The organism is Pseudomonas sp. WT-JTC (assembly GCF_056711565.1).
In genome coordinates, this window is sequence record NZ_CM160042.1 from 2216490 (window position 1) to 2237940 (window position 21451).

Genomic DNA, 21451 nt, shown 5'->3' on the forward strand with positions numbered 1-21451 from the left:
TGACCTCAGAATGGCTTTAAATTTTTCGACGTTCGTTTAGCTATCTTTCTCTTCCGCCTTGGCTCGACTTTGATCCGGCCAGTTATTGATCGGATGAGCTCTATCTTCGTTGAAAATTTCCGTCAGAAGGGCGTTGGCCCGCTTGTATGCGTCGTACTTGAACTCAGTGTCGTCCTCGGGCTGCGCGGCCATTTCTTCAAGCATTTCCTGGTTCAGGCGGCGGAATCGATCCGCGCGTTCACGGGCCTCGTAGCGCCCGACGCCCAGTTGTTCCAGCGCTCTGCGTCCAAGGGACAAAGCGCTTTCAAAAGTCTCCCGCTCAACTGCCTCTATGCCCATCTGTCGTAGGGTAATGATGTGCCCCATATCGCGAGCGCGCACCACCAGCTTCAGGGAGGGAAAATGCTCTTGGGCCAGCCGGGTCAGTGCCAGGTTATCGTCCTGATTGTCGATGGCGTTGATCAGCACCACTGCTTGTGCAGCACCGGCGGCATGCAGCAAATCAAGGCGGGTCGCGTCGCCGTAGAACACCTTGACCCCGAACTTGCGCAACGTCTCGATATGATCTGGATCGTGATCCAGCACCACTACTTCAAAGCCACAGGACATTAATAGACGGCCCGCGATTTGGCCGAATCGACCAAAGCCGGCGATGACTATCCGAGGATTGCGCTGGTCTATGGTGTCAGCTTCTTGGTTGTCCTGTTTACTTGCGGACTCCAGGCGATTGAGCACAAGGATCAGCAGAGGTGTGACGCACATGGACAGTGCTACCGCCAAGGTCAGGCTTTTACCCCAAGGGTCGACCAGGATGCCGGCAACCGTTGCTGCGCCAAACACGACGAAGGCGAACTCACTGCCCTGACCGAGAAACACCGCCTGCCAGGAGCGCTGTTCAGTAGGGACACTCAGGAAGCGGCCAAGGAGTTTGATCACCAGCAGCTTGATCAGGATAAAGCCCAAGGTCAGCGTAAAGACTTTCAGTGGCGCATCGATCAGCGTACCGAAGTCGATCGACATGCCGACGCCGATAAAGAACAAACCGAGCAGCAGCCCCTTGAATGGCTCGATGTCACTTTCCAGCGCGTGCCGGTATTCCGAGCTGGCTAACAGAACGCCGGCGAGAAATGCTCCCATCGCCATCGACAATCCTGCCTCTTCCAGCAACAACCCGAATCCAAACACCAGAAACAGCGCGACGGCGCTGAAGATTTCGCGCAAACCCGAGCGCGCGACAAAGCGCAGAACGGGCCGGGAAACGTACTGGCCTAAGAGAACCACCGCGACGATCGCGCCGACGATTTTTGCGATGGACAGCGCGAGTTCGGCGCCGGAGGGCGTACCACCATGTGCTGCTAACAATGGAATCATTGCGACCAACGGAATCGCCGCGATGTCCTGGAATAACAGCACGGCAAAGCTGCTGCGACCCACGGCAGTTGGGGTCATGTTTCGCTCGTTCATGGCCTGCATGGCGATGGCGGTCGACGACAGACTCAGCGTCAATCCCACCAACAGTGCTGCTGTCCAGTTCAAGCCAAGTGCGGCGCAAAACACGGCAATTGCAACACCGCAGGCCAGCATCTGCAATGCGCCGCCACCGAAAACCATTCGGCGCATGGCCCAAAGACGTTTGGGATCAAGTTCGAGACCAATGATAAACAACATCAAAACTACGCCGATTTCAGCAAAGTGCAGGATGGACTCCACATCCGTTACCAGCTTCAGGCCCCACGGGCCGATCAGGCAGCCGGCCAACAGATAGCCCAAAACCGGGCCAAGTCCTAATCGAACGGCGATTGGGACTATCAAGGCAGCTGAGCCCAAGTAAATGAGCATTTCAATCAGACTGTGAGTCTCCATATCAATCTTCCTTCCAGGAGGCCAAGCGCGCGTAATAGTGCTCGATTTGTGAGTGTAGGGAGTCGGGTGCAGCTGCATACGCGCCGTGCACCACGACAGGGTTCAGCCAGCGCATGTTGCAATAGATTGCCGTTGCGTGGAGGGGTTGAGCCAACACCGAGAAACCTGGGTGGTCGCCTATTTGGAAATGATCGTGCTCACCACCCGTCGTGACGGCCCACAGCAGACTCTTATCTTTGAGGGCGACAGAGCCTTTGCCGTATGCCCAACCGTGAGTGAATACTTTATCGATCCATAATTTCAAAAGGGGCGGGGAGCTGTACCAATACATCGGATGTTGCAATACGAGCAGCTGTGCTTGATCGACCGCTCTCTGTTCAGCCTCAACGTCAATATTGAAGTCCGGATAAAGGTCGTACAGGGAGCGTATGACTATGTCCGGATTGCCGGATACGCGTTCGAGCATTGCTTGATTAACAAGTGATTTTTCGGGGTAGGGATGAGCGTAAATGATAAGAATCAAGATGACCTCCAGGATGTCCGTTAGGTCGATGAGCGATAGAACCCACCCCATGTAAAGGATGGTTTTCGTTCAAGCACTTTGAGGCCAATTAATGTCCTTTTGAATGAAAAAGCCCTCCCTGGAGAAGATGCCAAGTCCCAAGGAACGAGATGCAGCAAATCCAGAGAAGGCTTGATTATCAGGGCAGCAATTTATTTGCCAGCTTGTAGCTTAAGCACCTTCTCTGCGGTGATTGGCTCTCCTGCAATGCCCCAGCTGCCGCTTTTGACTTCCTCGAAAAGAACCCAAGTGAGAGCGCGCATGTTTTCACCCTCGACTGAGACCATGGCCTCGGTAACTTTATGAATCGCCTCGGCTTTTTGTTCTTCCGTGAAGACGCCTTCGATACCTTTAATAATGACTAACGGCATAGTGTGCTCCATTTCAATAAGGGCTATAGGTCAGTACCGAAGACGCCCATATCTTCGTGACTTTGGGGCGCGGGTTCTATCCGGTCTTTACAGCAGACATGACTGGTAGGCTCCGCATTACGACAGGCCTGCCCACGCAGAACTCAACGTAGGCTGTGCCTTCAAGCAATTACGCTTCAGCCGGAACCCGCTGAGCAGCGTTAGCGTAAGTCGGATAGTCGGTGTAACCCTTGTCAATCGAATCGCTGACGCCGTAGTAGGTTGCGCGATCGCCTTCCGCCAATGGCCAGCCGTTCTGCATACGCTCTACCAGATCAGGGTTGGCAATGTAGGCGGTGCCGAAAGCAATCAGGTCGAGTTCACCTTTGGCCAGTTCAGACTCTGCGATCTCTTTGGTGAAGCCGCCAGCTGCCATCAAGGTGCCTTTGTAGGCTTCGCGGAAAGCGGCGCCGAAACCCGCAGGTGTTTGCGCGGCGAGAATGGTTGGTTGGTAGTTCAGGTGAACGAACGCTAGTTCCCGTTCATTGAGGGCTGCCGCCATGCTCATCCAGGTTTCTTCTTCACCGTCATACACGCCGAAGTCATACAGGCGACCAAACGGCGAGAAACGTACACCAATCTTGGAACCGCCGATTTCAGCAGCAATTGCGTCAATGGTCTCCAGCAGGAAGCGCTGACGGTTGGCAATGGAGCCACCGTACTGGTCGGTTCGAGTGTTCAGGGCGCTGCTCAGGAACTGATCGAACAGAAAGCCGTTCGCCGCCATGATTTCGATACCATCAAAACCTGCGTCCATTGCCATCCGCGCAGATTTCACAAAGTCTGCGATGACGCGTTTTACTTCCTCAGTTTCCAGAGCACGTGGTGCGCTGGGTTGAACCGGGCCTGATTTGCCAGGCTCGATCCACGCATACACCGTGGTATCAACCGCAGGCACCGTACCCGAGGAGACCGGCACCATGCCATGCACCGAGACATGAGACATACGGCCAACGTGCCAGAGCTGCGCAAAAATCTTTCCACCCTTGGCATGCACGGCTTCAGTGACTTTGCGCCAGCCTGGCAAGTGCTCATCTTCGTAAATGCCAGGGGTATACAGATAGCCGCGAGCCTCGTCGGAGATAGGCAGGCCTTCGGTGATCAGCAAACCGGCAGAAGCACGTTGCGCGTAATACAGTGCGTTGGATTCATTTGGAATGTTGTTCAGGGTACGGGTGCGGGTCATCGGCGCCATGACAACACGGTTTTTCAGCGCAATGCCTGACAAATCGTAAGGGGTGAACAGCTTATTCATGATTAATCTCGACGTCGTTAAAGAGTTGAAGGGCGAAGAAAGATTTATGACTTGTCGAAGGCGTCGAGCACGTGAGTGCTGTAGACCAGCGCAGCCCCTGCGTTCATGTTGATCGCTACGCCCAAAGCTTCTGCCACCTCTTCAGTAGTTACGCCGAGCTTTTTGGCCTCTGCAGCGTGAAACGCGATGCAGCCATCACAGCGGGTGGTCACCGCTACGGCTAACGAAATCAGTTCGCGTGTTTTGGCGTCCAGCTGGTTTGTTTTCGCGCCAGCACCTCCTAGCGAAGCCATGCCTTTCAAGGTCTCAGGGGACAGGCTATTCAGCTGTACCAGGCGCGCATTGATGTCTTGACGAGTTTGCTTCCAATCTTGCATAGGATTCTCACGTGGGCGTTAACGCCCTGCAGGTTCACGGGGATAATTTTGAATCTGAATATACGCTACCATCTAGTTGGTAGGCGTGCAACGAGAAAAACGACAATCGGCGTCATCATGTCATTTTGAAGGTGGCTGCGGGCGACACGTAGCTGCACAGCTAGGATGGCTGGTCGGCCTTAAATCTGCTATTGATGACCTACCTAGTGAATGGTAGCGTTTATGTAGAGGGCCAATCTCGGACGGGCGGAGCCCAGCGCTATCAACCCACCCCAAAGCCCTATAGTTAGTAGGAGTCGCTGATGAATTACCTTGCACATCTCCATTTAGGAGGTCAGGAGCCACAGCAGCTGCTGGGGAGTCTTTATGGGGATTTTGTAAAGGGAACGTTTTTAGGAAATTTCTCTACGCAGACTGCAGAGGCAATCAGACTGCATCGTCGAATTGATGCTTTTACGGATTCCCATCCGCTGGTTAGAAGGGCGCTGGAGCGATTTCCTGTTACAAGACGTCGCTACGCGGGTATCGCTCTCGACATGTTTTTTGATCATTGCTTGGCGCGGGATTGGGAGCGATACGCCGATCAGCCCCTGGACGTTTTCTCTCAAAAAATCTACCGACTTTTAGAGGATGAGCCCGCGTTGCCGGTGCGCTTGGCCCAGATCGCGCCATTGATTATTTCGGAAGATTGGCTTGGCGCGTATAGGGATTTTTCGATGATCGGACATGGGCTGGAAGTCATTTCCCTGCGCCTATCCCAACCAGAAGGCTTGCATGGGGCATACGAAGAGCTGACAGCGCTGTATGAGCCGCTAAGTGCGGATTTCCTAGAGTTCTATCCATTGCTGTGGCAGTACGCCCAACCCGGTTCGGAATTAGGAAGAATATTGCCAATTTCGATGGTTAGCGTTTAGACCAGGCAGCTCGTCTGGATACCGCGAGCTGCCTCAGAATCTGAATTAGTCTGGAATAAAATCAAGCGGTACTTCGCTTGTTGATTTTATTTCTTCCATTGCAAACATGGACGTGATGTTCGCTACGGGTAACTGACCGATGATTTTTTTATAAAGCACGTCATAGGCTTGAATATCCGGCAAGAAAGCGCGGATCAAATAATCAACCTCGCCGCTCATCCGGTAGATATCAACAATTTCTGTCATATCGCGAGTCGCTTGATAGAAACGATCTATCCATTCGATGGAGTGCTCTCTAGTTTTGATCATGATGAACACTGTCACTTTTGCATTCAGCGTCGTTCTATCGAGGATGGCGACACGTTTCTTTATGAAACCTTGCTGTTCCAGGCGCTGAATTCTGCGCCAGCAGGGCGTCATAGAGAGCCCGACCTGCTCTGCGAGCTCGGTTACGGGCTGAGTAGCGTCGCGCTGAAGGCCCGCCAGTATTCGACGATCGATACGGTCTAGACGGGAGGAACGATCCGGCAGCTTTGAAGAACTGGTCATTTACACAGCCTCGAAAAAATATTGCAGAGATAGAGAAAACATTGGAAGTGGCTTCCAAGTCAAGAGGTTCAGGTGTGGAAATTTTGCAATAGTTTACCTATTGTCAAATGGTAGTCTTTTTTCAACAGCGAGACGGATCGAGCGGAGTGCTTCATCAGGGAGAAAAAAAGAGGTGCGTCTCAGTCCCAAAACGGGCGCGCTGAAAATAACAAGAGGCTCAGAGGGCCATCCCCTCGAATCTGCGCTTGGCCGGCGCATCACTGGGAGATACCGATATGATTTTCAAACGTATGGGCATGCGTCTGTTACCGGCATTGGTTCTAGTAGGAGTGGTTTCCGGATCGTCAGGCGTTTACGCCGAGGGTGAGGGGGATGGCATATGGGCCGCAGCCCAAAAATCTGGATCTATTCGATGTGGCACGGCGGAGGCTCCGCCCTACATCATGAAAGACCCTGCCACCGGGGAGTATTCAGGTTTCTTTGTCGACGCATGCAGAGAGTTCGCTGAAATACTGAAGGTCAAGCCGGTCTTTGTGGACACCAGTTGGGACAACATGATCGCTGGCTTGCAATCCAGAAAATGGGATTTGGCACCGGCACTTACGGCTACCCCGCAACGTGCGCTCTCTATCGTGTTCTCTAAAAATCTTTCAGCTACCGAATCGACCTTTATTTACAACCAGAAAAATCCCAAGACGAATCAGCCTAAAGGAGTTGCTGATATCGACCTACCGGGAATCACCATCGCGGTGTCATCTGGCACGGCTCAGGATAAGTCTTTAACGGCCATCATCAAAAACGCATCGATCATGCGGCTGCCTGGCCCCGACGAAATCCGTTTGGCTGTTATGTCCAAACGAGCTGATGTGATTTTCGATACATCGGCAGCTAATGACCTTTTCGCCGCTTCTCACCCCGACTGGGCGGTAGTTCTTAGACCTGTACCAGCGATCGATAAAAAAGGTGTTTCGTTCGGCCTACGGCGTGATACCTCATACGCTGATCTTCAAGTATTAGACCTTTATATCAATGATGCCGTCGTGACCGGTCATATGGATGAGCTAATCAAAAAAGCTATCGCGCACGAGACTAAGTAATTTCCTAGTGAGTGGTAGTGGCTGTCTGAATTTGGAGTAGAAGCTAATGGCAAATGCAAACTATCTCGTAGAAATGAAGGGGCTGCACAAGAGCTACGCAGGCGGCGTAAAACCTGTGCTGCAAGGTTTGGACATTAGCATGTGCCCTGGTGACCGTGTCGTCGTGATTGGGCCGAGTGGTGGCGGAAAAAGTACGTTGCTACGGGTGTTGATGGGGCTAGAAGATATTGATAAGGGTCAATTACTGTTTCAAGGTAAAAACTATATTACGACTGATAAGTTCGGAAGAACCGTAATTGATAAGGATATTCGCCGTAATATCGGTATGGTTTTTCAGCATTACACTTTGTTCCCGCACCTGAATATTTTACAAAATCTGACACTTGCGCCGATCAAGGCTCGGGGGGAGTCAAGGCAATCGGCAGAACAGCGAGCACGTGGTTTGTTGATCAGATTTGGATTGGAAGGAAAGGAAAAAGCCTATCCAGCCCACCTGTCTGGCGGACAAAAGCAGCGAGTGGCCATCGCCAGGGCTTTAATGCTCGACCCAAAATTGATGCTGTTCGACGAAGTTACGTCGGCTCTTGATCCTGAGCTTGTCGCTGAAGTCGAGCAAGTCATTATGCATTTGGCTGAACAGTCCATGCCGATGGTGATAGTGACTCACGATATGCACTTTGCCAAAAACATCGCCTCCCGGGTGATCTTCTGCGCTGGCGGCGTAGTGGTCGAAGATGGCCCCCCTGAACAGGTACTGGGTAGGCCCAAGGAAGCTCGAACAAGAGAGTTCATACAGAGAGTCTTTCATATTGGCGAGACTGTAGGAGTCGGACGTGAACTATCAATTTGATTTGTTCTTTATCGCGAACGGTCTCTGGCCGCTGCTGAAGGGGTTAGTCGTAACCCTTCAACTCACCGTGGCGGCGAACATCATAGGGTTGACTCTGGGTTTCGTTATTGCGCTCTTGGTTATGAGCTCGAATCCGATACTCCGTTGGCCTTTCACTCTGTTCATCGAGTTTTTCCGCTGTACTCCTGCGCTTGTCCAGATCGTGTGGTTTTTCTACTGCATACCAATCATCTTCGATGTTTACATAGACGCACTGACGATGGGGATCTTGGCGATTGGCCTTAATCTCGCAGCGTTCAACGCAGAAGCGTACAGGGCTGCCATCCAGGGAGTCCAAAGTAATCAGTACGACGCGACTATTGCGTTGGGTCTCTCTCCGTTTCAACGAACTGTCTATGTAGTGCTACCTCAAGCATTTCGCTCGGCTCTACCTGTGTTAGTTGCAAACGGTATTGGCGCCTTTCAGCAAACCGCACTCGTTGCGATCGTCGCATTGCAAGATCTAATGTACATGGGGAAAATTTTGGCCACCGATACCTATCGTCCTATCGAAGTGTTCACGGTTATTGCACTCATATACTTTGCGATATCGTTCCCTATATCTCAGCTCGTAGAATACATAGAGCGCCGCCGTAAAGCGGAAAACTCATGAGGACGCGGCCATGGAATTAGATTTTTCAGTAATCTTCGATTACAAGGCTGCGTTGCTTTTTGGCCTTTTATTAACTCTGAAGCTTACAGCAATCTGTGTGATTTTGGGTTGCGCTTTAGGCTTTATCGTGGCCATAGCTCGCAGCTCAAAAAACAAAATTATATATGGGGTTAGTACCGTATATGTGGCGCTGTTTCGCGGCACTCCAGTACTCATTCAGTTGTTTTGGATGTTTTTCTGCTTGCCTCTGGTATTGGGTGTTGAACTCTCGAACCTCACTTGTGGAGTCATCGCGCTTACGTTGTATATGGCGGCGATAACTAGTGAGACGTTCCGTGCATCGTTCAGCTTTGTTAGCAAAGAACAACATGATGCGGGGGTTGCTCTCGGACTGACTTACCGTGTCCATACATTGTACGTTCTTCTTCCGCAGGCGCTCCTCAGAGCGGCTCCCACGCTTTTATCGAATTGCACTAGCTTGTTTAAGGAGAGTGCACTCGTCTCCGCCGTGGGTATGGCCGACTTGATGTTCGTTAGTCAAAACATATCTAACCGAACGGGGCATCCGGTGGAGCTGTTGACCGCTGCTGCAGTAATTTATTTTGTAATTGCGTTTCCTATTACTCGCGCTGTAACGGCGCTGGAGCGGAAGATCTTGCATACCATGGCTATTTAGTTAAGCAAAAAGCCAACTCTTTGTAGCGATTGATAACGGTTAATAATTTAAGCGCTCGTAGCGAAGTAGGATGATTATGTTTAATGGTGATAGACCTTTCATTAGCGGACAAGAATCCGAAATCAACCATTCAATGTGGTCTGCGACCGGTGGGGAAAAGCCAGAAAGCGTGATTCTGGCGCGGCAAGAATCCTGCGATGTCTTGATCATTGGCGGCGGATTCAATGGCGTGACTGCTGGGCTCCACTGTGCAGAACGCGGTGCCAGGACAATTTTGGTTGAAGCCCAAGAAATTGGTTCAGGTGCTAGCGGACGGAACGCAGGGCAGGTAAATCCTGGTCAGTTTCTCTCACCGGAACAAATTCTTCGTGCGCTAGGCCCAGATTACGGTCAGCTCTTTTTGAAGGAGTTGGGCAGCGCCCCTGATGTCGTCCGTCAATTGATACGCGATTACGGTATTGACTGTGCCGCTGACGAAAGGCCCATCATACGCTGTTCAACCTCTCCTCAGAAAACCAGAGAACTCGAAGCCCAAGCCTCCGATTGGCAAGCCTTGGGCGCAAATGTTCAGATGGTTTATGGTTCTGAACTTGAAGAGATGAATGGATCGACTCGGTATAAGGCTGCCCTGATCGACCATCGCGGTTTTACGCTTCAACCGCTTGCCTACGTGCGCGGGTTAGCGCGAGCCGCAGTCGCCAGAGGTCTTAGAATTTCTACCGGGTCTAAAGTGACATCCCTGGAACCTTCAGGTACCGGATGGGTCGCTACCACCCGCAATACGACAATAAAAGCCGACAAGGTCATTCTCTCAACCAACGCATACAGCAATGATCTTGTACCAGGCTTCAAAGAAGAAATAATGCCTCTTGGTGCCTTCGGTATTGCTACTGCTGATCCGCTACCTCCAGAGTGGAGAGAGCGAATTTTACCTCACTACATCGCCATGTGGGACACCCATAAAATACCGCTGTGGTTCAGGTATGACCCAGTTGGTCGACTACATGTTGGATCTATTGGATTTCTCCCCATTCATTCGGAGGGGGATAATTGGGTAAATCGCGCTATGAAGTTCGTCTACCCATTCGCGCCTACATTCAAATGGGGTTATCGGTGGTCGGGCACACTTGGCCAAACGGTCGATAGATTGCCGCATCTCGTTGAACCGCGCCCAGGCATCTTTGCAACCATCGGATGTAATGGGCGAGGCATTGCTCCAAATGCCTATTTCGGAAAAATGCTGGCTAAAATCGCACTCGGCGATGATGTAATCACTCCGTTGCCACTAAGAACGTCTTCGAAATATCCAATGCGTGAGATCGCATTAGAAGCGTATGACGCTGGAATTCGTTTCTATCGCAATACGTTACTTTTTACGTAACCAAGACGAAAAAAACTCGTGGGTTCTGCAGTGTTGTTGGAGACCTTTGTTCACGCATTAGCTAATACTTGAAAAATATTTCCAAGGGTTTGGCTTTTTTTAGAAGTCTATTCGGTTTTGCTTAGCTTTATCGGTGAAGATTGGAAACTGCTTTTGGTGAAGGAAGAATACACTGACTTCATCGAGCCAGATTAGCGAAATAGCGATATGAGTGGCCTCTAGGGCTGGTTGCGACGAGATGACCTATATTTCGGATCTATGTAGATAGGTGAAGAAAAATGAGTGTGAAATCAACAGAATGTAGTGCTCTTGATGAATTGGCGTCCAGGGTACAGGCCGATCTCCACGTTCTACGTTTTCCCCATGACCCTTGGGTGCTGCCCAAGACGCACCCTAGCGGCAAGCATGTCTATGACGTGGCGATCATCGGGGGAGGCCAGGGCGGGCTGGCAATTGCGGCGGGTCTTTTGCGCGAACGGGTTGATAACATCATTGTTTTTGATCAGCAGCCTAAGGGACTGGAAGGCCCGTGGAACAATACGGCGCGGATGCGCACTTTGCGTACCGTAAAGCATTTGCCAGGTATTGATGCGTCCTTAACCAGTCTTGCACCTCAAGCCTGGTACACAGCCAAATACGGTGAAGAGGCTTGGGAAGAGCTGATCAAAATTCCGAAAGGGGACTGGCAAGAGTATCTTACATGGTGTCGTGATACGCTGAAAATTCCAGTCGAGAATCTTACTGGTGTCTCCAACGTTATTCCAGAAGACAAACTGTTTCGACTAGAGCTGAACAGATTTGACGGTCGAGAGGAAATATTGTCTCGCGACGTTGTTTATGCTCGCAGAGTGGTTGTTGCGACGGGCGTTGATGGCAGCGGGGCGTGGCATGTACCCAAGTTCATCTCATCGGCATTGCCCAAAGATCGATATGCTTCTTCAGGAGAGCATATTGATTTTTCCAAGCTTGTAGGGAAGAAGATAGCTGTTCTCGGTGCAGGCGCATCTGCATTTGATAACGCTTCGACCGCGCTTGAGGCGGGAGCGTTAGAAGCGACTGTTTGTATTCGTCGCAAGGATATCCAGCGTATTAATCCTCAGATTTGGATGGCAAAAGCAGGGTTTCTTAATCATTACGCTGATATGGACGATTGCCTGAAGTGGAAATACATGCGGCATATGTTCAGATACAACATTCCTGCTCCGCAGGACGCCTACAATCGTTTGTCAGGTTTAGAAGGTGCGAGTGTTCGTACCAATGCCGCTTGGGAAGGGGTAAAACTTGTAGTTGATGGCGGAAAAGAACAAATTGAGGTAACCCTTGCGTCTGGAGACAGGCTCAAAGTGGACTACTTGATAGTCGCCGTTGGTTTTGTGAATGATTTTTCTCTACGTCCGGAGCTTTCAAGCATTGCCAATGACATAGCACTTTGGCAGGACAAATATAGCCCGGTTCATGGGGAGGAAGATGCTCAAATTTCCAGTCATCCCTACTTGGGTGAGAATTTTGAGTTCGTCGAGAAAAGGTCTGGGGAAGCCCCCTACATTTCGAAGATATTCAATTTTACCTACAGCGCGCTCGTCAGTATGGGGCTTTCCGGCTCCGCTATCAGCGGCTTTAGATATTCGGTTCCTCGTGCGGTGCGTGGTATCACCAAATCGCTATATCTTGAGGATGCTGAAGAAATTTATAATAAATTTACCGATTATGCTGAGCTTGAAATAGTAGGGGCCGTTCCCTTCAATAATTCAACTCAAAAAAGCAAAGTTTTCGCTGATTGAGTTAAGTGTCGTTGTTCGGCTCATGAAAGGTATCGGCAATCGGTACCTTTATTAATATCGAAGCTGTGGATTTTAATATTCTAAAAAGGGTAGGGTATTTTTATGAAAAATATTTCAACTTTGTTAGCACCTGCTGCCGTCGGCCCATATTCGCAAGCAGTATGCCATGGCGAGTATCTGTTTGTTTCTGGACAACTCGGTATCGACCCTTCCAAGGGAGAGCTAGTGGCGGAAGATGCCATGCTTCAAATGAAACAGTGCCTCAGTAATATTTCATCGATTGCTGGAGCAGCAGGTACTGATATTTCAAAGACTATAAAAACAACAATAATGGTTACGAACTTAGGTGATTTCGCCAGGTTGAATGAAGTGTATGCGTCCTATTTCTCTTCACCGTTCCCCGCTCGAGCCACGTTCGAGGTTTCCGCACTTCCGAAAGGAGCCCTCGTCGCAGTAGACGCAATTGTCGCATTGGACTGAATGTTGAATTAGTGGCCAAAACAGGATATTTATGAATCTTAATCTCGGAAATCAGGATAAAGAGTGGACTCGCTGGGCGATCGGCGTGTTGCAGGGGGATGCTAATCGCTCTGCCGATACACATCTGATTCCTTTTGATTTTAATGGGCTACCTGGGATATCGATTTATCTGAAAGATGAGTCTACTCACCCTACAGGCAGTCTGAAGCACCGCTTGGCACGATCGCTTTTCCTGTATGGCATCTGCAATGGCTGGATAAAGAAAGGTACTTTATTAGTCGAGGCATCTTCTGGTTCAACAGCTGTCAGTGAGGCGTATTTCGCTAAGCTCCTAAATCTGCCCTTTACTGCAGTAATGCAACGTTCCACCAGTTGCCAGAAAATCGATGCTATCAATCGATTAGGGGGGGCATGTCATTTTGTTGACAATCCTGGGGCTATTTATACGGTCGCCGAGCAACTTGCTCGTGAAACGGGTGGTCATTATTTAGATCAGTTTACAAATGCAGAGCGCGCTACTGACTGGCGCGGCAATAATAACATTGCCGAAAGTATATTTTCGCAAATGGCAATGGAGCAAGATCCTGAACCAGCTTGGGTGGTTATGAGTGCCGGCACTGGAGGAACATCAGCCACAATCGGAAGGTATATCAAGTATAAGCATCTGAATACTCGACTTTGTGTAGTTGACGTTGAACACTCCGCTTTCTACGAATCCTACGATACTGGGGATAAGGCGAGCACTTGTGCGACTCCGTCTCGCATCGAAGGTATTGGTCGGCCTAGGGTAGAGCCTTCGTTCATCCCTGATGTCATCGATCACATGATCAAGATTCCAGACGCCGCTTCACTTGCTGCCATGCACGTTCTTTCAGAGCGGTTATCGCGCCGTGTTGGTGGTTCTACGGGAACGAATTTCTTTGGTGTTTGTTGTATTGCGGAGCAAATGCGCTCACAGAAACAGACAGGTTCGATAGTGTCGGTAATTTGCGATTCGGGAGATCGTTATGCCTCTACATATTACGATGCTGATTGGCTTAAAGAAGCCAATATTGACATAAGGCCTTATGAGAAATATTTGAATTTGTTTCTCGATGGAAAGAGTTCGGATGTGTCACTGATCAGTCTTTGTAAAAATATATGCGGCAGTAGTGTTGTGGCTCATTGTTAGTTATTAATAATTTTATGGCTCTTATGCAATCTTTAAATGATTAGGCACCTGGTTCTTAAAAGCAGGTGCCTTTCGGTGCGCGCCAATCGATTTCTTGGGGATCAGCCGACGATCACTTCGCTGATCTGAATGATGGGCTTGAGACTGGTGTAATTGGCGATGTCCGCTCCGATAGCCTTGGCATGCGGCCCGAATGCGGAGGTGAACGCGTCGAGTGATTCGAAGAAGAGATGACCTATCGCAATGTAGGTTGGAGCGCTTCCAGGCACTGGGCCTTGAAGGCCTTTTTCAATAGTGAAGTGACTGCAGGCCCCGGCCATCTTCTGCTGAATCATCGTCATATGGTGCTCACGATAGTAATCGAAGTCGAAGGTTGCGCCAGCTTCATTCGGGTACAGAATGCTTACGTCAATCATTGGGTGTATTTCCCTGGTTTATTGATTAAACGGCGGCAACACCAACAGGGCGTTCGCCTGAGATGGTTGTTCGATGCATGAGGCGTAGGTGGCCGTCGTAGCCACCCTCTGCATTGTGAAGCGTGCAGCGGTTGTCCCACAGAGTAAGCATGTTCGGCGCCCATCGGTGACGGTAGATATATGTGTCCTGCACCATGTGCTGATACAAATAACTCAGCAGCGACGTTGATTCTCCATGAGTCAAACCCTGAATACCCTGCGTGTAGACAGGGCTCACATAGAGGGATTTGCGACCCGTTACGGGATGTACACGAACCAGCGGGTGTGGCCAGGTTTTGTCGGCGTCTTCACTGACCACTATCTTCATTGAGCGTGCTTCTGTCTCTTTTGCGAACAGGCCATTTTTGCCATAGGGCATGCTCGCAGAATGTATCGCGACGAGATGATTGATGAGTTCCTTCATGGTCTCAGAAAGATCATCGTAGGCACGATAGCCGTCGGCAAATAGCGTATCGCCGCCCACGGGCGGAGTGATCTTGGAATGTAGGATGGTTCCCGCTGGCGGCTGTTCCTGAAAGCTCCAGTCTGAGTGCCACTGTGCACCAAAGTTAACTGCCTTTTCATCAGCCTCGCGTCTGAGTTCGAGAATGTGCGGATGAGCCTCCATCGGGACGATATATGGGTCTACGCCGAACTCACCAAACTGAAGCGTGAACGCCTCCAGTTGTGTGTGGGAAAGAGGCTGATCCGGGAAGAAAATCACCGAGTGCCTAGCCCACGCTTCCTTCACCTCTCTTAGTACAGCTGCCGTGAGTGGCTTATCAATCGAGATACCAGTAATCCTAGCTCCAAAACCCTGAGCCTCGGGTTCCACCTGAATATGCCTAAAGTTGCTGTCCATCATCGCAGTCCCTTTCTCTCGTTTTTATAAATAAATCACAGGAAGACCGTGGAGGGATTCTCCGATGCCAGTCCTCTGCTGTCGTTGCTACCGTGCGACAGAGAATTGATTTGGGATGCCAATACCTTGGGCGGTTGGTGTTCCCACCTTTTAAATTGTCGTGTCGAAACAAATCTTTGGCGTGTGGTGCCATTCACGCCGATTCCCCACGTACCCACACTCAGCCAGGCTGCGTAGCGATTGCGCAGCAGTGATCAATAAAAATCCCGGAAAGGGCAGGGAAGGGACGAACGATGAGCGATTACGATCTGAGTTTTAAACGCGCGTTGGCTCGTGGCGAGCTAGACAGCAGGTTCGACACGATTGTCATAGGTTCTGGCGCAGGCGGCCTAAGCACAGCCGCATTGTTGGCGCTCGAAGGACAGCGCGTTTTGGTGCTCGAACGCCACGCGGTGTTGGGTGGTTGTTTGCAATCCTTCAAACGCCAGGGCTTCGAGTGGGACGTAGGCCTGCACTATATGGGCGAGGTACACCGCAAAACGAGTGGCCTCTATCGCCTTTTCGACAAAGTCTCAGGTAGTCAACTTGAATGGGCGCCCATGCCCGAAAACTACAATCGCATTATCGTAGGTGCCAATAGCTACGATCATATGGCCGGCGCAGAAGCCTACAAGGATCGACTCAAGGACTACTTTCCGAAGGATGCGCGCGCGATCGATCGTTACGTAGAGCTAGTGGGTGAAGCAAGCCGGGCTGCGAAATGCTTCTTCGGAGAGCGGGCGTTGCCACGTTCAGCGTCTGAGGCAGCGTTCACCAAGGCTCAGACTGCATTCATGCCACTTGCACAGCGCACAGTGCAGGGTGTTTTGGACGAATTGACTGACAACGCTGACCTTAAGGCAGTCTGGTGTGGGAACTACGGCGACTACTGCAATTCCCCTGCTGAGGCCTCTTTTGCGATCCATGCCATGGTTTTCAGCCATTACATCGATGGTGCGAGCTACCCCGTTGGCGGTTCGCAACGCATCGCCACAGCAATGGCCGACACTGTACGTGCTGCAGGAGGAGCTTGCCTTGTTACTGCTGAGGTTGTGAGCATCGAGATGTGTGATGGTTGCGTGGTAGGTGTAAAAACCGCTGACGGAAGCCTAATTCTCGCGGACAGAGTCGTCAGTGCGATTGGTATTTCTCAAACCGTACCGCTGCTGGCTCATGCAAGTCCAGAACTGGCGCAGCCATTGGGCGAGGCGACTAAGAGCATTGGTACAACTCAATGTTTTGCTGTGCTTAACCTTGGCATCGACATCGCAAACGCAGATCTGAACATTCATCCAGCCAATCTTTGGGTGCACCCAAGCAACGATCTACCAGCGAATCTCTCTCGGTATAAAGCTGATCCAGAGGGACAGCCCATGCCCCTTCATTTCATTGCCCATCCATCACTGCGGGATCCGAGTTGGGTCGACCGTCACCCTAAGCAGAGCACGATGGACGTCTGCGGCCTGACTGATTGGTCGGTGTTCGAGCGTTTCACTGGCACGAAGTGGAAGCACCGAGGTGCAGAGTACGAGGACATGACAGCAAGCCTTAGAGAAAACCTCTTGGCCGTGGCCTTAAAACATTATCCTCAAATCGGCGGACGCATTGCTCATGCCGAGTTGGCTACACCTCTAACCTTCAATCACTTTCTAAACCGTAGCCACGGCAATTTCATGGGGTATGAGCAAACGCCGCTTCGTTTTGCACAGCGTTGGATGCGCGCGCACGGCCCTGTTAAAGGTCTGTTCTTCGGCGGACAGGATGTGACCGCTGCCGGAGTCAGTGGCGCGATGGTCAGTGGGCTGGTCGCAGCGAGCGCCGTTCTTGAACGTGATCTTTTCCGAGAGCTTTAGCCCTCAAGTTCACACCGGGTCGAATCGGTCTTACAAGGCGCCCTTTGGTGGTCAGAACTCTCAGAACTGTTGATTGCAAGGGCCTTTCCTCCTGCAGAGAAGCTGCTTGCTAATTCATGGCGCAGCGCACTAGGTGCTTTACCGAAATGACCTCGCACAGCATGCGAAAAAGCGCTGGGCTCTGCATAGCCCAGCCGTTCTGCCAGCATCACAAGCGGCAGATTGGGATCAGCGAGGCCTTCCAATGCCTCGCTCATACGTACCGCTTCCAGTAATTGGCGGAAGGATGAGCCGCGCTCAGCCAATCGACGTTGAAGAGTACGCCTGCTGAGATCCAGCGAGCGCGCTACGCTGTCGCAATTCGCTTCCGAAAATCCCTGCGCTGCGATGGCTGCTGTCACGTAATCAACGAGCGTGTCGGAGCGACCCTGGGTTTTAAGCATCGTCTCCGCGCGACCGAGTACGATGCGAAGCAGTGTTGGATCAGCAGCCTGCCAAGGTGCGTCCAGCAGTTCAGCGCCAAATACAACACGAGCGTGCTCCACTCCGAGAATGACCGGACATTCAAAATAGACTTGATAGCGGTCGGCTAAACACACGTCAGTACCAGGTAGCTCAATTCTGGTTGGCCTTCGATCAGTCGGCATACAGTTATAGAGAAGGCGCATGTACGCGGCAAACAGCGAATCTATCTGGGCCGGATGCATGGCAACCGGGCTGGGTGTTACGTGGTAAACCAGCTGAACACCATTGTTGGAAACAGGTTCAACTGAAAAACGACCAGAGTTGCTAACTAACTGCTGCAGCCTGACCGTATGAGCGAGCGCGTGGCGCAATGAGCTACTGTGCATCAACACCAGTGCTACGACGTTCATCGATTGCAGTGGCAGTGCTACGCCAACCTTCAAGCCGAGCAGCGGATCCTGGGAGAGTTGCATCGCGCGCTGCCAAAGCCTCCTAACTTGCACGAGTTGCAGCTGCCGCGTAGGCGCCACGTCGTCCCACTGTTGAGTCCAGGGAGCGCCCAAACGGGAAGGCTCGATACCTTGCCGAGTCAGTTCCTCGATGACGCCTACAAGCCAAGTGGCACTGACGGTGAGAGGTCGGGTCATTGTATGTCCGTTAGCTGCCACGCAATGCTTGCTTGGAAAGAGGTGAGACCCTTACTTGGCGCTGCGTTGCAAATCGATTGCTCAGGGGCAGCGAAGTATTACGACAGACTGTGTAGCACGTCTGATAGGGATATTCCAAGGCCTGGCCGGCAGCGTCGATTTCGCTTCGAGATACGAGTATGGGGAAGTCAGAGGATGCGGAAATGCTGCTATAGAAAACGGTCATTTTGATGAACGGGCAGTTTGGGGCTGCCCGCTATTTTGATATCACTTCAATGGAGCGTCTGATCAGATTTTTACGGGTTCACCTAAAACATGCATCAGGCGATTTGCCCAACCGAAGATGGCTGTGGCCAGCACGAGGTCGACAACCCCAAGCGTGTCAAAGCCGAGTTCTTTCAAGGCATCGGCATGCCGTGTATTCAGCATTGGGGGTGACTTGGCCAACTCAACCGCAAAGTCAAACAACGCCTGAGAGCGATCATCCAATTGTGCTTCGGTTTCGTCTGCAAAGATTTTTGCGACCAGCTCTGTACTTTTAGTCAGCTGATTGTATCGGGCGCCGTGTACTGCAGCGCAGTAGACGCATCGATTAACAATTGAAGAACCAATCGCCCCAAGTTCACGCTCAGCTGGGGGCAAGCCGGCGCGGCCATACATAATGGCGTTGAACAAAGGGGATCGCACCGCGAGCGATTCGGGGTCATGGGCGAGAGTGAGCACATACTCCGAGATTTTTTTGCTCGATGGAGTCACTTTCATCGCATCAAGCTGCTCTTGGCTCGCGCTTTCTAACTCAACAGGCTTGATGTACGGCGACCAATGAGGCACCGATACGGTGAAATTATGCACGACCTGGCTCATTTCATTTCTCCTGCAATTTTGAATCCTGCTACGACCCGGAGCTGGTAGTTCACGAAAGCGAGGACTTCAGTGAGCCTTACGATGTCCGGTTCTGAAATCCCAGCGGCCTTTAACGTATCGATATCTTGCTTTGTAGCTTCTCGCGGCTTTTGAGTGACCAGATCCGTGAATCGGATGATCGCCATAAAGCGTTCATCCCCGTAAGCGGACTGCTGAGGATTGGCGGCAACATAAAGGCCCTCTTCGCCACCTGCTGTCTCAAGACAAGCATGGTAGTGATCAGCCAATTCTTCAGAGTTGCTCAACCGAGCGATTCGTTCAGCAAGGGCTGCACGTTCTGCATGTGACAGACCACCGGGATCCTTCGGAATGATCACTGCATCATGGCTCGCTTGACTCAGCGCCATAATTTCTGCCCGCTCAGCAATGGCCATCGCAAGCGGAGAGTTTTCGTTTGCGCCGACAAGACGCTCGATAATGTTCGGAGTAAGCATAAGAGTTCCAATAGTTAGCGACGCGTTATTTCCTGAATGCAGCAGTGCTCGATAGCGACTAAAAAACACGTTCGCCGAACGTTAAAGAACGCTCGCAAGCGAAACGAACTTCGTGGTCATGAAAGCATCCAGTGCGCCAGGGCCTCCTTCGGTTCCGTATCCGGAATCTTTTACGCCGCCAAACGGGTGCTCGGGTAGGGCAACGCTGTGATGGTTGATCGAGATGGCGCCAGACTCGATGCCGTTAAACAGCTTATTAGCCGAGCTAAGCGATCGCGTGTATGCGTAGGCAGAGAGGCCGTATGGCAGTCTGTTGGCTTCCTTGATGGCTTCATCGATGTCGTCAAAAGAATTGATCAACGCAATCGGCCCGAACGGTTCTTCAACCATGGCGCGAGCGGTCACCGGTACATTGGTGAGAACGGTGGGTTCGAAGAAATAACCCTTGTCGCCTACGCGGTTGCCGCCAGTCTCCAGCTTCGCTCCATGGGATACCGCATCCGCCACGAGTTCCTCTGTTGCCTTAAGCCGGCCCAGGTGAGCCATTGGGCCCATTGTTACCGTCGGATCAAGACCGTCGCCCACCTTGATTGCGCGTGCGCCTTCCACGAAACGGGAAACAAACTCGTCGAACACTTTTGAGTGAACAATGAAGCGAGTCGGGGAGACACAGACCTGGCCCGCATTTCGATATTTAGCGGCGACAGAAATCTTGACTGCGGTTGCGATGTCCGCGTCGTCCATAACGATTACCGGCGCATGGCCACCCAGCTCCATTGTGGATCGCTTCATATGCAGCCCTGCGAGGCTTGCAAGCTTTTTGCCCACTGGTGTTGATCCGGTGAAGGTCACTTTCCGGATGGAAGGATGAGCAATCAAATACTCAGAAATCTGGCTCGAGTCGCCAAACAGTAGGTTTACGGCTCCTGGAGAAACGCCAGCGTCAGCGAATGCTTTCACAAGCTCAACAGCACACGTAGGTGCCTCGGTTGCGCCTTTTAAAATGATCGAACAGCCGGCGGCCAGCGCACCAGCGACCTTTTTCACCGCTTGAATGAGCGGAAAATTCCATGGCGCAAATCCCACTACAGGCCCGATAGGCTCCATCAAGGCAAACTGATGAATTCCTAATGCGCGCGAGGGGATGACACGCCCATACGCGCGTCTGCCTTCTTCAGCATGCCAATCGATGGTGTCTGCAGTTGCAGCGACTTCACCCATCGCCTCGGCCAAGGGCTTTCCGTGCTCAGCGGTGAGGGTGAGGGCGATATTTTCTGCGCGCTCACGAATCAGGTTTGCCGCTTTGTGCATAATCGTTGCGCGATCGAGCGCAGAGACTTGTTTCCAGGTGGCAAAACCTTTTTCCGCAGCGATTGCCGCGTCTTCTATGTCAGCCAAGCTAGCTTTCGCAATGAGTCCGATCTGCTCTTCAGTTGCCGGATTGATTACGGGGATCGATTCAGTGGGATGCGTGTTACGCCATACACCGCCAATAAACAATGGTATTTGTTCCATGATCACCTCTCATAGTTGCTAATGGTTTCAACGTCCCACGGCTTGGCTAAAAACTCATTGTGGTGCTCAGTTACAAGCTATCAACGACACATGGGCTTCAATAAAATATAGGGCATCTCCCAACGAAAAATTTTCCGTATTTTTCAAGAAAAGGCGCGAATTTAGAATTTACTTCCAATAATTATGCTGTCTGTAAAAAAATTATTTAATCGATGCCTCCGGTACGGTTGCGCGCCTAC

Annotated in this window: 22 protein-coding genes; 10 read left to right on the forward strand and 12 right to left on the reverse strand. The window is 51.3% G+C overall.

The annotated features are described in order from the left end of the window. Window positions 1-36: 36 nt before the first annotated feature. From kefC to AC06G5_RS10135, 5 genes are all read right to left on the reverse strand, one after another. Window positions 37-1863: a glutathione-regulated potassium-efflux system protein KefC gene (kefC, locus tag AC06G5_RS10115; RefSeq protein WP_008015733.1), complete on the reverse strand. Its 1827-nt coding sequence runs from the start codon at window positions 1861-1863 to the stop codon at window positions 37-39. 1 nt (window position 1864) lies between these two features. Further along, window positions 1865-2386, reverse strand: a complete 522-nt coding sequence (gene kefF / locus AC06G5_RS10120) for a glutathione-regulated potassium-efflux system oxidoreductase KefF (RefSeq protein WP_043302110.1) — start codon at window positions 2384-2386, stop codon at window positions 1865-1867. A 191-nt stretch (window positions 2387-2577) separates the two neighbouring features. Further along, window positions 2578-2796, reverse strand: a complete 219-nt coding sequence (locus AC06G5_RS10125; RefSeq protein WP_008015731.1) for a tautomerase family protein — start codon at window positions 2794-2796, stop codon at window positions 2578-2580. Window positions 2797-2965: 169 nt separating this feature from the next. Beyond that, window positions 2966-4090, reverse strand: coding sequence for an alkene reductase (locus AC06G5_RS10130; protein ID WP_008015730.1), 1125 nt, complete (start codon window positions 4088-4090; stop codon window positions 2966-2968). A gap of 44 nt (window positions 4091-4134) precedes the next feature. Continuing rightward, window positions 4135-4467: a carboxymuconolactone decarboxylase family protein gene (locus AC06G5_RS10135; protein WP_008015729.1), complete on the reverse strand. Its 333-nt coding sequence runs from the start codon at window positions 4465-4467 to the stop codon at window positions 4135-4137. Between the two features lie 302 nt (window positions 4468-4769). Between AC06G5_RS10135 and AC06G5_RS10140 the strand changes: the two genes are divergently transcribed. Then, on the forward strand, window positions 4770-5381 hold the full coding sequence (locus AC06G5_RS10140) for an acyl carrier protein phosphodiesterase (protein WP_008015728.1): 612 nt from the start codon (window positions 4770-4772) through the stop codon (window positions 5379-5381). Window positions 5382-5426: 45 nt separating this feature from the next. On the opposite strand, the gene AC06G5_RS10145 is transcribed toward AC06G5_RS10140, so the two are convergent. Beyond that, complete coding sequence (locus AC06G5_RS10145; RefSeq protein WP_008015727.1) at window positions 5427-5930, reverse strand: Lrp/AsnC family transcriptional regulator; 504 nt, start codon at window positions 5928-5930, stop codon at window positions 5427-5429. 275 nt (window positions 5931-6205) lie between these two features. Here AC06G5_RS10145 and AC06G5_RS10150 point away from each other — a divergent pair, with 275 nt between their 5' ends. The 8 genes from AC06G5_RS10150 to AC06G5_RS10185 all read left to right on the forward strand — a co-directional run bounded on the left by AC06G5_RS10150 (window position 6206) and on the right by AC06G5_RS10185 (window position 14018). Beyond that, a complete protein-coding gene (locus AC06G5_RS10150; RefSeq protein WP_008015726.1) occupies window positions 6206-7027 on the forward strand; it encodes a substrate-binding periplasmic protein in 822 nt (273 codons plus the stop codon). 46 nt (window positions 7028-7073) lie between these two features. After that, entirely contained in the window at window positions 7074-7877 is an 804-nt protein-coding gene (locus tag AC06G5_RS10155; protein WP_008015725.1) for an amino acid ABC transporter ATP-binding protein, read from the forward strand. Further along, window positions 7861-8529 carry an amino acid ABC transporter permease gene (locus tag AC06G5_RS10160; RefSeq protein ID WP_008015724.1) on the forward strand — a complete coding sequence of 223 codons (669 nt, stop codon included), beginning with the start codon at window positions 7861-7863 and terminating at the stop codon, window positions 8527-8529. Before AC06G5_RS10155 ends, AC06G5_RS10160 begins: the two co-directional genes overlap by 17 nt. 10 nt (window positions 8530-8539) lie before the next feature. Then, window positions 8540-9205 carry an amino acid ABC transporter permease gene (locus AC06G5_RS10165; RefSeq protein ID WP_008015723.1) on the forward strand — a complete coding sequence of 222 codons (666 nt, stop codon included), beginning with the start codon at window positions 8540-8542 and terminating at the stop codon, window positions 9203-9205. Window positions 9206-9275: 70 nt separating this feature from the next. Beyond that, window positions 9276-10586 (forward strand): NAD(P)/FAD-dependent oxidoreductase, encoded by a 1311-nt coding sequence (locus tag AC06G5_RS10170; protein WP_238539261.1) that lies wholly within the window; start codon window positions 9276-9278, stop codon window positions 10584-10586. A gap of 278 nt (window positions 10587-10864) precedes the next feature. Continuing rightward, window positions 10865-12367 (forward strand): FAD-dependent oxidoreductase, encoded by a 1503-nt coding sequence (locus AC06G5_RS10175; protein WP_008015721.1) that lies wholly within the window; start codon window positions 10865-10867, stop codon window positions 12365-12367. A gap of 102 nt (window positions 12368-12469) precedes the next feature. After that, complete coding sequence (locus tag AC06G5_RS10180; protein ID WP_480459371.1) at window positions 12470-12847, forward strand: Rid family detoxifying hydrolase; 378 nt, start codon at window positions 12470-12472, stop codon at window positions 12845-12847. Between the two features lie 31 nt (window positions 12848-12878). Further along, entirely contained in the window at window positions 12879-14018 is a 1140-nt protein-coding gene (locus AC06G5_RS10185; protein ID WP_008015720.1) for a PLP-dependent cysteine synthase family protein, read from the forward strand. Between the two features lie 101 nt (window positions 14019-14119). Here the strand turns inward: AC06G5_RS10185 and AC06G5_RS10190 are convergent, their stop codons facing one another. Beyond that, window positions 14120-14434 carry an EthD family reductase gene (locus AC06G5_RS10190; RefSeq protein WP_008015719.1) on the reverse strand — a complete coding sequence of 105 codons (315 nt, stop codon included), beginning with the start codon at window positions 14432-14434 and terminating at the stop codon, window positions 14120-14122. Between the two features lie 25 nt (window positions 14435-14459). Further along, window positions 14460-15338, reverse strand: a complete 879-nt coding sequence (locus AC06G5_RS10195) for a TauD/TfdA dioxygenase family protein (protein ID WP_008015718.1) — start codon at window positions 15336-15338, stop codon at window positions 14460-14462. Between the two features lie 290 nt (window positions 15339-15628). Here AC06G5_RS10195 and AC06G5_RS10200 point away from each other — a divergent pair, with 290 nt between their 5' ends. Further along, window positions 15629-17227: a phytoene desaturase family protein gene (locus AC06G5_RS10200; protein WP_480459372.1), complete on the forward strand. Its 1599-nt coding sequence runs from the start codon at window positions 15629-15631 to the stop codon at window positions 17225-17227. Here AC06G5_RS10200 and AC06G5_RS10205 read toward each other — a convergent pair. From AC06G5_RS10205 to AC06G5_RS10220, 4 genes are all read right to left on the reverse strand, one after another. After that, a complete protein-coding gene (locus AC06G5_RS10205) occupies window positions 17224-18339 on the reverse strand; it encodes an AraC family transcriptional regulator (protein ID WP_008015716.1) in 1116 nt (371 codons plus the stop codon). The genes AC06G5_RS10200 and AC06G5_RS10205 overlap by 4 nt on opposite strands. 288 nt (window positions 18340-18627) lie before the next feature. After that, on the reverse strand, window positions 18628-19203 hold the full coding sequence (locus AC06G5_RS10210; protein WP_008015715.1) for a peroxidase-related enzyme: 576 nt from the start codon (window positions 19201-19203) through the stop codon (window positions 18628-18630). Then, entirely contained in the window at window positions 19200-19697 is a 498-nt protein-coding gene (locus tag AC06G5_RS10215; protein WP_008015713.1) for a CMD domain-containing protein, read from the reverse strand. The genes AC06G5_RS10210 and AC06G5_RS10215 overlap by 4 nt, the downstream gene beginning before the upstream one ends. An 81-nt stretch (window positions 19698-19778) precedes the next feature. Further along, on the reverse strand, window positions 19779-21212 hold the full coding sequence (locus AC06G5_RS10220) for an NAD-dependent succinate-semialdehyde dehydrogenase (protein WP_008015712.1): 1434 nt from the start codon (window positions 21210-21212) through the stop codon (window positions 19779-19781). Between the last annotated feature and the right edge of the window lie 239 nt (window positions 21213-21451).

What these genes read in the sequence shown, in the direction of transcription:
- kefC (WP_008015733.1), bottom strand. Translation starts at nt 1,863, where the DNA reads ATGGAGACTCACAGTCTGATTGAAATGCTCATTTACTTGGGCTCAGCT.
- AC06G5_RS10125 (WP_008015731.1), bottom strand. Translation starts at nt 2,796, where the DNA reads ATGCCGTTAGTCATTATTAAAGGTATCGAAGGCGTCTTCACGGAAGAA.
- AC06G5_RS10130 (WP_008015730.1), bottom strand. Translation starts at nt 4,090, where the DNA reads ATGAATAAGCTGTTCACCCCTTACGATTTGTCAGGCATTGCGCTGAAA.
- AC06G5_RS10135 (WP_008015729.1), bottom strand. Translation starts at nt 4,467, where the DNA reads ATGCAAGATTGGAAGCAAACTCGTCAAGACATCAATGCGCGCCTGGTA.
- AC06G5_RS10140 (WP_008015728.1), top strand. Translation starts at nt 4,770, where the DNA reads ATGAATTACCTTGCACATCTCCATTTAGGAGGTCAGGAGCCACAGCAG.
- AC06G5_RS10145 (WP_008015727.1), bottom strand. Translation starts at nt 5,930, where the DNA reads ATGACCAGTTCTTCAAAGCTGCCGGATCGTTCCTCCCGTCTAGACCGT.
- AC06G5_RS10150 (WP_008015726.1), top strand. Translation starts at nt 6,206, where the DNA reads ATGATTTTCAAACGTATGGGCATGCGTCTGTTACCGGCATTGGTTCTA.
- AC06G5_RS10155 (WP_008015725.1), top strand. Translation starts at nt 7,074, where the DNA reads ATGGCAAATGCAAACTATCTCGTAGAAATGAAGGGGCTGCACAAGAGC.
- AC06G5_RS10165 (WP_008015723.1), top strand. Translation starts at nt 8,540, where the DNA reads ATGGAATTAGATTTTTCAGTAATCTTCGATTACAAGGCTGCGTTGCTT.
- AC06G5_RS10170 (WP_238539261.1), top strand. Translation starts at nt 9,276, where the DNA reads ATGATTATGTTTAATGGTGATAGACCTTTCATTAGCGGACAAGAATCC.
- AC06G5_RS10175 (WP_008015721.1), top strand. Translation starts at nt 10,865, where the DNA reads ATGAGTGTGAAATCAACAGAATGTAGTGCTCTTGATGAATTGGCGTCC.
- AC06G5_RS10180 (WP_480459371.1), top strand. Translation starts at nt 12,470, where the DNA reads ATGAAAAATATTTCAACTTTGTTAGCACCTGCTGCCGTCGGCCCATAT.
- AC06G5_RS10185 (WP_008015720.1), top strand. Translation starts at nt 12,879, where the DNA reads ATGAATCTTAATCTCGGAAATCAGGATAAAGAGTGGACTCGCTGGGCG.
- AC06G5_RS10190 (WP_008015719.1), bottom strand. Translation starts at nt 14,434, where the DNA reads ATGATTGACGTAAGCATTCTGTACCCGAATGAAGCTGGCGCAACCTTC.
- AC06G5_RS10195 (WP_008015718.1), bottom strand. Translation starts at nt 15,338, where the DNA reads ATGATGGACAGCAACTTTAGGCATATTCAGGTGGAACCCGAGGCTCAG.
- AC06G5_RS10200 (WP_480459372.1), top strand. Translation starts at nt 15,629, where the DNA reads ATGAGCGATTACGATCTGAGTTTTAAACGCGCGTTGGCTCGTGGCGAG.
- AC06G5_RS10205 (WP_008015716.1), bottom strand. Translation starts at nt 18,339, where the DNA reads ATGACCCGACCTCTCACCGTCAGTGCCACTTGGCTTGTAGGCGTCATC.
- AC06G5_RS10210 (WP_008015715.1), bottom strand. Translation starts at nt 19,203, where the DNA reads ATGAGCCAGGTCGTGCATAATTTCACCGTATCGGTGCCTCATTGGTCG.
- AC06G5_RS10215 (WP_008015713.1), bottom strand. Translation starts at nt 19,697, where the DNA reads ATGCTTACTCCGAACATTATCGAGCGTCTTGTCGGCGCAAACGAAAAC.
- AC06G5_RS10220 (WP_008015712.1), bottom strand. Translation starts at nt 21,212, where the DNA reads ATGGAACAAATACCATTGTTTATTGGCGGTGTATGGCGTAACACGCAT.